The sequence below is a fragment of the Umezawaea beigongshangensis genome (assembly GCF_016464305.1).
Taxonomy (GTDB): domain Bacteria; phylum Actinomycetota; class Actinomycetes; order Mycobacteriales; family Pseudonocardiaceae; genus Umezawaea_A; species Umezawaea_A beigongshangensis.
In genome coordinates this window covers 126,609-136,793 of record NZ_JAEIOJ010000009.1, presented here as the reverse complement: position 1 = coordinate 136,793, position 10,185 = coordinate 126,609, and the positions used below count along the sequence as shown (strand labels likewise).

General features: G+C 73.5%; 10 protein-coding genes. 3 read left to right on the top strand and 7 right to left on the bottom strand.

The features are described 5' to 3' along the window. Positions 1 to 48 precede the first annotated feature (48 nt). The gene (locus IMZ35_RS22035; protein ID WP_199443053.1) at positions 49 to 813 is read left to right on the top strand and encodes a class I SAM-dependent methyltransferase; all 765 of its coding nucleotides are present in this window, start codon (positions 49 to 51) and stop codon (positions 811 to 813) included. Between the two features lie 639 nt (positions 814 to 1,452). Here IMZ35_RS22035 and IMZ35_RS22030 read toward each other — a convergent pair. The 4 genes from IMZ35_RS22030 to IMZ35_RS22015 all read right to left on the bottom strand — a co-directional run bounded on the left by IMZ35_RS22030 (position 1,453) and on the right by IMZ35_RS22015 (position 4,909). Then, positions 1,453 to 1,905 carry a DUF2000 family protein gene (locus IMZ35_RS22030; protein WP_199443052.1) on the bottom strand — a complete coding sequence of 151 codons (453 nt, stop codon included), beginning with the start codon at positions 1,903 to 1,905 and terminating at the stop codon, positions 1,453 to 1,455. A 308-nt stretch (positions 1,906 to 2,213) separates the two neighbouring features. Beyond that, on the bottom strand, positions 2,214 to 2,909 hold the full coding sequence (locus IMZ35_RS22025) for a DUF2306 domain-containing protein (RefSeq protein WP_199443051.1): 696 nt from the start codon (positions 2,907 to 2,909) through the stop codon (positions 2,214 to 2,216). A gap of 183 nt (positions 2,910 to 3,092) precedes the next feature. Then, positions 3,093 to 3,770 (bottom strand): response regulator, encoded by a 678-nt coding sequence (locus IMZ35_RS22020; RefSeq protein ID WP_199443050.1) that lies wholly within the window; start codon positions 3,768 to 3,770, stop codon positions 3,093 to 3,095. Further along, on the bottom strand, positions 3,767 to 4,909 hold the full coding sequence (locus IMZ35_RS22015; RefSeq protein ID WP_199443049.1) for a sensor histidine kinase: 1,143 nt from the start codon (positions 4,907 to 4,909) through the stop codon (positions 3,767 to 3,769). The genes IMZ35_RS22020 and IMZ35_RS22015 overlap by 4 nt, the downstream gene beginning before the upstream one ends. A gap of 262 nt (positions 4,910 to 5,171) precedes the next feature. On the opposite strand from IMZ35_RS22015, the gene IMZ35_RS22010 reads away from it, so the two are divergent. Together IMZ35_RS22010 and IMZ35_RS22005 are read left to right on the top strand one after the other, a co-directional pair. Further along, positions 5,172 to 5,972, top strand: a complete 801-nt coding sequence (locus IMZ35_RS22010; protein WP_199443048.1) for an NAD(P)H-dependent oxidoreductase — start codon at positions 5,172 to 5,174, stop codon at positions 5,970 to 5,972. 241 nt (positions 5,973 to 6,213) lie between these two features. After that, on the top strand, positions 6,214 to 6,426 hold the full coding sequence (locus IMZ35_RS22005; RefSeq protein ID WP_199443047.1) for a hypothetical protein: 213 nt from the start codon (positions 6,214 to 6,216) through the stop codon (positions 6,424 to 6,426). A gap of 402 nt (positions 6,427 to 6,828) precedes the next feature. Here IMZ35_RS22005 and IMZ35_RS22000 read toward each other — a convergent pair whose 3' ends face one another. The 3 genes from IMZ35_RS22000 to IMZ35_RS21990 form a co-directional block, all read right to left on the bottom strand. After that, positions 6,829 to 7,374, bottom strand: coding sequence for an AAA family ATPase (locus tag IMZ35_RS22000; protein WP_307868566.1), 546 nt, complete (start codon positions 7,372 to 7,374; stop codon positions 6,829 to 6,831). Positions 7,375 to 8,010: 636 nt separating this feature from the next. Continuing rightward, a complete protein-coding gene (locus IMZ35_RS21995) occupies positions 8,011 to 8,973 on the bottom strand; it encodes a serine/threonine dehydratase (protein WP_199443046.1) in 963 nt (320 codons plus the stop codon). Beyond that, complete coding sequence (locus IMZ35_RS21990) at positions 8,970 to 10,082, bottom strand: carbon-nitrogen hydrolase family protein (protein WP_199443045.1); 1,113 nt, start codon at positions 10,080 to 10,082, stop codon at positions 8,970 to 8,972. Before IMZ35_RS21990 ends, IMZ35_RS21995 begins: the two co-directional genes overlap by 4 nt. Between the last annotated feature and the right edge of the window lie 103 nt (positions 10,083 to 10,185).

Below are 10,185 nucleotides of genomic sequence, written 5' to 3'. Positions count from 1 at the left end.
TCCTATTAATGGTTATCATTTTCACCCATTGGTGTGTCAACTCGTGGTGTGATCGGCACCGCTGTCCTGGAGGTCCTGATGAACGCTGACCACGAGTCGGTCGAGCGCAACTACGCCGTGAACGCGCAGTACTACGACGCGATCTTCCCCGCGGCGGCGGTCGAGACCGTGGTGGCGGCGCTGCCGTCCCCGCTGCGCGGCGCCACCACGGTCGCCGAGATCGGACCGGGCACCGGGACGTTCACCCGCGCCCTGGTCGAGCTGCTGCCGCCGGACGGCGAGGTGTTCGCGATCGAGCCCGCGCCGGCCATGCGCGCCGCCCTGGCGACGCGGATGCTGGAGCGCGAGCGCACGGCGCGTGCCGTGACCCTGCTGCCGGGACGCGCACCGGACGTGGCGCTGCCCGGACCGGTGGACGCCGTGGTGGCGTTCAACGCGTTGAGCCACTTCGGTGCCGAGGACCGGCCGCGGCTGTGGTCGTGGTGCGCCCGCAACCTCACGCCGGGCGGTGTGGTGGTCGTCGACGCTCCGGTACCGGACGAGCCGCTGGAGGTGGCACCCGTGACCGTGCCCGGCCGCGCCCTCGGCCGGCACCGCTACGACCACACCGCCTCGGCCGTCCCGACCGGGCCTGACGCGATGCGCTGGAGCATCACCTACCGCGCGTGGCGCGAGGACGCTCTCGTGTCCGAGGACACCGCCGAGTTCGACGCCGCCGTGGTGTCCCGTCCGACCCTGGACGCCGAACTGGCCGCAGCGGGCTTCGTCCCGCTGACGGCGCCGCCCGCGGTGGCGGCCTGGCGCCTGGGCTGATCGCGCGGGTAACGGGAGGACCACGATCCGGTGAGCGGGACCTGCGCCGCGCTCGGCAGGGCCACCACGCGGACCGGATCGCCTGCTCGTCGTCCGCCGGAGCCCCGCCGGTCCGTCGCCCCGTCCGAGACCGGCCCCGCCGCCCGGTCGTCCCGGTACCGCCGGTCTCCGGCGGCCGCGCGGCGGCCGTCACGTCCGCGTCGAGGAGGTCGCACGACAGCGACACCGGACGAGGACTCCGGGACACAGGTGCGGGTGCCGACCACCGCGGTCGAGGTGGACCGGGGAGGGGTGTCGGCCAGGACCGGTCCCGACCGCGCGGAGGTGGTGCGCCGGTACGGCCTCGTCACACCCCGCCGGCGGCGGGCGTCGGCGCGGCGCACGTCCACCTGGACCACCACGAGCACGACGGCGACGAGCGCGGCGCGCAGCGGGTCGTCGACCCGCTGCGGGGCCACGGCGTCGTGCTCACCGAGTTCGACCTCTCCGTCAGCGCGCTCCTGGCCGGGGTCGTCGCGTGGTGCGCCACCGGCTGACCGCAGATCCCCGTCTCCACGAGCGACGAACCGGTGGACAGCTCGGCGGTCTCGGCCGGAGTCCGGCGCGGGTGCGCGGGGGAGGGGCGTCTGCGCGGTCCGTCTACGCCGGTGCGGCACCGGTCCCGTCGTAGAGCCGCAGACGCCTGGTGACGCGGGTGACGCGGCGTCGCGGGCCGCGCAGGAGCAGGCCCACGTAGGAGTTGTCCTCGGGAGCGGTCGTGCGCAGGTCGGCGAGGTACGCGTCGTAGTCGCGCGCCCGTCTCGCCACCTCGGTGAACGCCACGACGTGCAGGGGCTCGTCCCCCTGCGTGCTCTCGGCGTGCACCCTCGCCAGGGTGGCCTGGTCGCTCACGAGGACGGGCACGGGGTGGCGGTCGATCCGCCCGTGGTCGACGCCGTGGGCGTCGATCCCCGCCGGGCCCAGGTCGGAGCTCTCCGCGCTGGCGCTGAGCGCCAGCACCGCCGCGGCGTTGGCCGCCTCCGCGGCGCCGAGCCCCTCCGCCAGGATGACGACGATCTTCGTCTCCAGACGGCCGACCACCGGGTCGTTCACGAGATCACTCTAATTCGGGTCGAGCGTCGACGGTGTCGAGGACGCAGCGAACCACCCGACACCGCCGTGGTCGCGCGCCGCAGAACCTCGTTCGGGCGGAAGCGGCCGGCAGCGCGGTGCGCCGAACATCGTTCGGGGTCCCTGCTCCCGTGCGGGACACGCGTTCGGCAGACGTCGAACTCGGGTGAACTCCCGCGGTCGTGATCCGGTTCGCGAACCCGACGTCCGACGTCGACCTCGGGACGATCGTGTCGACGGCCGTCGTGGTGATCGGCACGGCGCCGTCCTCCTCCTGGCCTCACCGGTGGTCAGAACCGTCGACCGACCTCCTGCGGCGCACCGGACCGGCGGCCGGTGACACCGGCGGTGCGCGCGGAACCGGACCGCCGTCGCCGGACCAGCCACTCCGCGACGGCCACGTTGATCACCCAGCCCGCTCCCAGCAGCAGTGTCCGGGTCAACCCGGCGGCAGGGCCGACGAGCACCACCCACGCCGACGTGACCAGCGCCTGCGTGCCCGCGCCCTGGGCGATCGCGTAACCCCGGATCATCCACGCACGGTGCCGGACGACGTCGCGTCGCCGGATCGCGGTGAGGCCGAGGACGATGGCCAGCACCGTGGCGGCACCGAACACCAGCCGGAAGGCGGCGAGCAGGTCGCCGTCACCCTCCGGGTAGGGGTAGAACAGCGTCATCCACAACCCCGACAGGCCCATCACGAGACCGGCCGGCACCAGGACGCGGCCGAGGGCGCGGTGCCTGCCGGGGTTGCGGCGGCGGAACCCCGGCGCGAACTGGAAGGCGCCCACGAGGCAGTACAGGACGGCGCTGACGATGTGCAGCACCACCGGCAGGGGCGCGGCGAAGAACCTCGCGCTCTCCGGGGTGGCCTCACCGCCCGCCAGGTCGGCGAGGCGGACGGCCCCGCCGAGCGCCGGGACGAGGGTGAGCGCGATCAGCGCGGTGGGCACGAGCCGGTCGGCCCTGGTGGAGGAGGAGGTCATGGCGGAGGCCCTTCGTCGTCCCGGCCGCCCGTCGGCGGGAGGTCGGCGCCACGACGCCGTGTCCGGCGTCGTGGTCCGAGTCTCGTCACCGACGCCGTGGCGGTCATCGGGAGAAGGGCCGGAGCCGAGCCGTTCTCCCGGACGGGTGGCGACTCGTACTTTCGGTCGGCGCCCGGTCGTGCGTCACCGCCTGTGACGGCCGGACCCGCTCCCGACGCGCCGGGTCTCGTGGGCCCACATGGCGATCTCGACCCGGTTCCGGACCCCCAGCTTGGCCATCAGGCTCGCGACGTGCGTCTTGACCGTGCTCAGGGTGATGTGCAGCTCGTCGGCGATCTCGCTGTTGGTCCGCCCCCGTGCCACGGTGACGAGGACCTGCTCCTCGCGGTCCGTGAGCGGTTCGACGGGTTGCGCGGGCGGTGCCGAGGGACCGGCGGCGGCGAAGGTCCTGAGCAGCCGTGCGGTGACGTTCGGGGCGATGAGCGCGTCGCCGTCGGCGGCGGCCCGGACGGCCTGGGCGAGCAGCGCGGGCCCCGCGTCCTTGAGCAGGAAGCCCAGAGCACCGGCCCTGAGCGCGGCGTAGACGTACTCGTCCAGGTCGAACGTGGTGATGACGACGACCGCCAGGGGGTCGGCCACGTCCGGTCCGGCCAGGAGCCGGGTGGCCTCGATGCCGTCGACCCCCGGCATGCGGATGTCGAACAGGCACACGTCCGGGCGCAGGCTCCGGGCGAGCTCCACGGCGCGTCCCCCGTCGGCCGCCGCGCCGACGACCTCGATGCCAGGCTGGGCGTCGAGGATCATCGTGAGCCCGGTGCGGACGATCTCCTGGTCGTCGGCGACGACCACCCGGACGCTCACAGCGCGGACCCCGTCCTGGGCAGGGTGGCCGTCACGGTCCAGCCCCGATCACGACCGGGGCCCGCCGCGCAGGTGCCTCCGAGCAGGTCGACGCGCTCGAACATGCCGATGAGTCCGTACCCCGGTGGGGTCGTCCGGCGGGCGGAACCCTCGCCGTCGTCGCTCACGCGCAGGTGCACCGACGTGTCGTCAGCGGCGACGCGGACCTCGATGAGGGTGGCGTGCCGGGCGTGCCGCCGCGCGTTGGTGACCGCCTCCTGGGCCAGGCGGTAGGTCGCGGCGCCGATCGACGGGTGGACGTCGTCCACGTCGCCGGAGAGGCTCACCTCGACCGACGGGCCGGTGCGGGCCCTGGCCGAGAGCTGCCCGAGGTCGGCGATGCGCGGGCTGGGCTCCAGGTCGACGAGGTCGACGAGGTCGTCGCGTCGCAGGACGCGCACCATCGCTCGCATCTCGGCCAGGGCGCGCGACGCCTCGGCCTCGATCAGGCGCAGCGCGTCGGCCGCGGCGTCCGGCTGCGACACCGACGTCGCGAGACCGGCCTGGGCGCGGATCGCGATCGCCGAGACGTGGTGGGCGACGGTGTCGTGCAGGTCGCGGGCCAGCCGTTCCCGTTCCAGCAGCTTGACCTGAGCCAGTTCGCGGGTCCGCGACCGGGCCCGGTACCGCAGCGCCGCACCGAGGGCCACGGCCGAGAACACCACGGCCGCCCCGCCGATCGCGTCGGCGAGAACGGCCTGGCGGAGGGCCAGGGAGAGAGACGCGGCGCCGACCACGATCACCAGGCCGGTGACGGCTTCGCGGCCGGAGCCCCACCTGACCACCGAGTACACCAGGACCAGCATGAAGGCCGCCGTGTACGGCTCCGCCCGGTCGCCCGTCACCAGCGGGACCAGACCGGTGACGCCGAAGGCGACGGCGACGACGAGCAGCGGCCGGGTGCGGCGCCACAGCAGCGTGGGCGCCAGCCCGATCACCACGACCGCCCACAGCCCCCGCCACGGGAGATCCGTCCGGAGGACCGCTTCCAGGGTCGCCGCCACCACGAGCACGCCCACGAGCGCCCGGTCCCGCCACACCTGCCGCGGCGGCCGGTGGGGCCGCGGTTCACCCCACGTGGAGCGGAGAACGTCCTGCACCCGCTGATGATACGAGAGCCCCGCCCCGCCGGATCGGCCCGAGGCAGGAGGTGCCGGCACCGCGGGCGGAGGTGCTCGCACGCCGGCGACCGCCTGCGGCGGGGTGGGTGACTCGCCGCACGTCCTGCCCGGCGGAGGGCGTCCGTGCCGCGATCTTCGGACGATCGCACATCGGATCGAGAGCGTGGACCATTCCGCGTCTCGTTGTTCGTCGCTTCACTGGAGCTGTGACACGCAAGCGCTCTTCACGCAGAGGTGACGTATGACCATCGTTCATCCGCCGGAGCCCGGCACCGCTCTGTGGGTGTACGCGCACCCGCGTCGGGGATCGTTGAACGACCGCCTCCTGCAGGCCGGGACCAAGGCGTTGTCGCAGCAGTACGAGGTGGCGGTCTCGGACCTCTGGGCCCAGGGCTTCGACCCCGTGCTGTCCGAACGCGACCTGGGGGAACCGTCGGGACGCGAGGGGAGCATCGCCGACCTGGCCGGGGAGGCCCACGCCCGCGGGCAGCTGCCGGCCGACGTCCGTGAGGAGCAGGCCAAGCTCGCGGCGGCGGAGCTGCTCGTCCTGCAGTTCCCGCTGTGGTGGTACGGACCGCCGGCGATCCTCAAGGGGTGGTTCGACCGGGTGCTGACCAACGGGTTCGCCTACGGCGACCTCGACCCCGAACTCGGCGTGCCCCGCCGGTACGGCGACGGCGGACTGGTCGGGCGCAAGGCGCTGATCGTGGTCACCGCCGGTGAGGACGAGCGCTCCGTCGGACGGCGCGGCATCAGCGGCGACCTCGATTCCCTGCTCTTCCCCCTCACCCACGGCATCCTGTGGTACGTCGGGATCGAAGCTCTGGACCTGCACGTGGTCCACGACGCCGACGCGCTGGGGCTCGACGGCGTCGAGCACCAGGTCGAGCGTCTGGTCACCAGACTCGGCGGTGTCGCCGCCGAACCCGCCCGGAGGTTCCGGCGGCTGCGCGACGGCGACTACGGCAACACGCGCGCGCTGCGGGAGGACCTGATGCCCGGCCGCACCGACCTGGGAATCCACCTGGCTGATCACGACTGACCCGACGATGCGTCGGCACGGCGCCGGATCGGAGACGGACGGGTGCGGAAGAGGTCCAGCGGGGTGGGCAGCCGCCGCCGAGTTCCACGTCGGCCCCTGCCGTGCTGCGGCGAGGACGAGAGCCGCGAACACGACGACGGCCCGTCCGGTCCAGAGCGTCGTCGGCGAGGTGACAGCGCAGCCGCCCGCGCCCGCTCGTGGTCCTGGTCGCACTCCTCTCCGGCGCAGTGGGGTCGATCGGGTGAGCAGAGCTCTGGCTGTGGTCGAGGGTGTGCTGTACCTGGATCTGGGGGTCGTGCTGGCCGCTTTCGACGTCCCCCTGTGGGCGCGGATCTCCGTCGTCTCCGTCGCTGTCGCGATCGCGCTGGTCTCCAACGCCCGGCTGCGGCTGGAACGGCGGCAGACGGCCGAACTCGCAGCGCCGCGCGCGTCGGACCAGCGCGTCCGGAGGTGACGGACGGGGAGTGGGAGCGATCGGGCTGGTGGACGAGGGCGGGGCCGAGGAACGGCCGTGCGGCGTGCTGCTGGGCAGGACCGGCGGAACACCGGAGGACCGAGATCTTGCCGGGCGCACGCCGCGCTCGCTCCCGCTCCTCGCGATCGTGGTGGGACTGCGACTCCGCGCTTCCACACCCGGGTGGTCCTGCTGGCCGCAGCCGACTACGCGTCGTCGAACGTCCCGGTTGACGAGCACGGCGCTCGACCCGACCGGGCAGCGGACGGCACGTCCCGAAAGATCCTCGTCGATCCCGCGGCATGGGTGGACACGAGCGCGGTCGACGACGGCGTGTTCATCCGCGGTGGCCCCGGTCCCCGGTGCCGGGGCCGTCCTGCGACAGGTGGAGCTCTCGCTCGTTCAGGGAACGCGGGCCTCGGTCCACGCGCGGTCGATGATCTCTTCCACGGTGTCCTCCGGGGTCTGGTCGGAGGTGTCGAGCCAGAGGCCGAGGCGTGGTGTGTCGTGGCGCAGGCCGCGGTCGAGGAGGTTGATCGTCCATTCGCCGTAGGCGTTCTTCCCCCGCCCGGCCTCCCTGGCGGCGATGGCGCTGACCCGCGGGGCGAGCACCACGACCAGCAGCGGCCGCTGCTGGATCATCTGGACCACGTCGGTGAGGTGCTCGCCGAGGACGACGTCCTGGGCGATGACGGTGAACCCCTCCCGGAAGTAGTCGTCGGCTGCGGCCGCGGTCAGCCGGTAGCGCAGGCGCAGTTGCCGCACCGCCTCCTCGGACGGTTCGGGAGTCATGTCCGCTCTGCCGTTGACCACCATCCGCCGGAACAGGTCACCTCGCAGGTGCACCGAGCGCGGCAGGCGTTCGGCCAGCAGCTGTGCGGTGGTCGACTTCCCGGCCGCTTGAATCCCGGTGATCAGGACGACGGCCTGCTCCGGTGCTGAGATCACGGGTGTGCGTCCTTCCGGTCTCGTCCACCGACGTCGGCGGCGCGTGCGGTCCAGCCGCTGGAGCTGGCTTGCCGGCGCTGGACGGCGCCGCTGGTGCGGGTGCGGTTCGCCGCGGTTGCGGTGCGGCGCGCACCGAGCGGTGCGACCCTCACCGCGGAACCGGTGGTGGTCGACCACGAGTCGGCGGTGTCGAGCACTCGGCGACCTTCCGGGGGTGGGGCGGGTGACGTCACCGATCGCCCCGGGATCGGCTGAGTCGCGGGTACCGCGCGACAGCACCACGACCGCGGGCGGTCCGTGATCAGGACAACGGTACCGGCAGTGGCGCCGGTGAGTCTCGGGGTGGCTGGGCGGAGCGCGCTGCGGGATGCGGCGGCAGAGCGAGGACCCGGACGCCAACGGGTCGTGCGACGACTCCACTGCTGCGCGGCGCGGCACCGGTTCGTGAGGCGGGCCGAGCGCACCCCGGCGTCGGAGGGTGCGCGACCACCGCCGCGGGAGGTCCGTGCGGGCTTCCGCCTCCGGGGACCCCCTCCGCGGCACGAATCCCGCGACGGCGCCGGTCTCGACCTGCTCCGGCTCCTCCGCCGTGGCCGGGAGCCGGACGTCGCGCAGATCCCGCAGGACAGCGGCTCCTCAGAAGCCGGTGGGTGACGAGGGTGCTGCGTTGGCTCCTGAGACGACGACGGTGGCCCCGTCCGGGAAGCGTTCGGGGTGGGCGAGCAGCGCGGCGAGGGCGGTGGCTCCGCCGGGCTCTGCCACGACGCGCAGCCGCTGCCACAGGAGTGCGCGGGCGGCGGCGATGTCCTCGTCGGCGACGGTGAGGGTCTTCGTTCCGAGCGAGAGGCCGACAGCGGTGGCTATGCGCCCCGCTCGGCGAGCGCCCAAGCTGTCCACGGCGATGCCGCCGACTTCCACGTCCACCGGTTCTCCCGCCTCCAGCGCTGCTGTGAGCGAGGGCGCCGAGGACGGTTCGGCTGCGATCACGCGGTTGCGTCCGTCCAGCGCCAGGGCGACCCCCGCGTACAGGCCTCCTCCGCCGCACCCGACCAGCACGGGCTGCCCCTCCGGTACCTGCTCGGCGAGTTCCAGGCCGAGCGTGCCCTGCCCCGCCACCGTCTGCGGGTCGTCGTAGGCGTCGACGTGGACGGCGCCCTCGCGCCGGGCGTGGTCCTGGCTGGCCGCCAGTGCGTCGGCGTAGAAGCCTTCGACGCGGCGCAGGCGTGCGCCGAGGGTTTCGACGACGTCGGTCTTGACCTCGGGGGAGAAGTCGGGCACGAACACGGTGGCCGGCAGGCCAGCTTCGCGCGCCGCCCAGGCCACGGCGGCCCCGTGGTTGCCCCCCGACGCGCAGCAGACGCCGGCGGTCGGGGCGCCGCGTTCCGCGGTGCGCAGGAGGGCGAGCGCGTTGGACGCGCCGCGGACCTTGAAGGAGCCGGTGTGCTGGAGGAGTTCCAGCTTCACGACGACGGGGACGGGCACGTCCAACTCCCCGGCCGCCACCCGGATCACGGGTGTGCGGCGCACCACGTCGCGAATCCGCACGGCCGCGCGCTCGATGTCCCGCAAGGTGGGGACGGTGACGGGCTGTGCGCTCATGAGCGGTGTCCGAGGGGGCCGGACCACCCGTGAAGGAGGACGGACGTGTCGGTCGTGTCGCCGGGCGTGACACCCGACGAGGTGAACGTGTCGGGAGGTTCGCCCGAGGGGGAGGCGCTCGGCCCGCCGGTGATCTGCACGGCGCGGCGGGCCGTGGTGTCCACCTGGAGGCGGAAGACGTCGGGCCGCGCGTAGTGGCCGACGGCGTCGAAGTCGTAGCGAGCGCGGGGGATCAGCGCCATGTCGAGGTCCGCGGTCAGCAGGGCCTCCTGGTCCAGGACGGGACCGGCCAGCACCTCGCCCAGCGGGCCGATGATGCTGCTACCACCCCGCGAGACGAGTTGCGCCGGGTCGTCGCCGTACGGCGTGGGGTGGTCCGGGGGGAAGTCCCCCGTGCGCAGGTACTGGTTCGCCGCCAGCACGAAGCACCTGCCCTCCACGGCGATGTGGCGCATGGTCGCGTGGTGGCTTTCCCTGCTGTCCGCTGTCGGCGCGCAGTACAGCTCGACGCCTTGCGCGTACATGGCCAACCGCAGCGCGGGCATGAGGTTCTCCCAGCAGATCACGGCCCCGAGTCTGCCGAGCTCGGTGCCGTGCACCCCGAGGGTCGAGCCGTCGCCGAACCCCCAGATCATCCGCTCGGCACCGGTGGGCACGAGCTTGCGCCGCTTCCCGAGCAGGACTCCCGTGTCGGAGAAGAACAGGACCGTGCAGTAGAGCGTGCCGTACTCCCGTTCGACGACGCCGATGACCAGGTGCGTGCGGGTATCGGCCGCCAGTTCGCCCAAGCGGTCCGTGACGGGACCGGGCACCTCCACGGCGCCGTTCCAGTACCGGGCGAACTCGTCCCGTCCCGCGGGGGTCCGGTCGCCCACGACTCCCCCGAACGCCGACCCCTTGGGGTAGCCGCCGACGAACGCCTCGGGGAACACCACGAGATCCAGGTTCCGCTCGGCCGCCTCGGACAGCCACCGCTCCACGACGCGCAGCGTGGCCACCGGATCGAACGGAACCGGAGCGGCCTGCACCACGCCTGCCCGAACGACTCTCGCCCGGCCCGTGCCCGTGCCCGTGCCCGTGCTGTCGTGAGTGCTGTCGTCACCGGTCATGCCGTGAGGATGCCGACGACGACGCAGCTGGGGAAGCCGTCGCCCCGTTCAGCGGGACACGCGGGGCAGTAGCCGGCTCGAACTGCGACGGGACGGTCGACCC

What these genes read in the sequence shown, in the direction of transcription:
- IMZ35_RS22025 (WP_199443051.1), bottom strand. Translation starts at nt 2,909, where the DNA reads ATGACCTCCTCCTCCACCAGGGCCGACCGGCTCGTGCCCACCGCGCTG.
- IMZ35_RS22010 (WP_199443048.1), top strand. Translation starts at nt 5,172, where the DNA reads ATGACCATCGTTCATCCGCCGGAGCCCGGCACCGCTCTGTGGGTGTAC.
- IMZ35_RS21995 (WP_199443046.1), bottom strand. Translation starts at nt 8,973, where the DNA reads ATGAGCGCACAGCCCGTCACCGTCCCCACCTTGCGGGACATCGAGCGC.
- IMZ35_RS21990 (WP_199443045.1), bottom strand. Translation starts at nt 10,082, where the DNA reads ATGACCGGTGACGACAGCACTCACGACAGCACGGGCACGGGCACGGGC.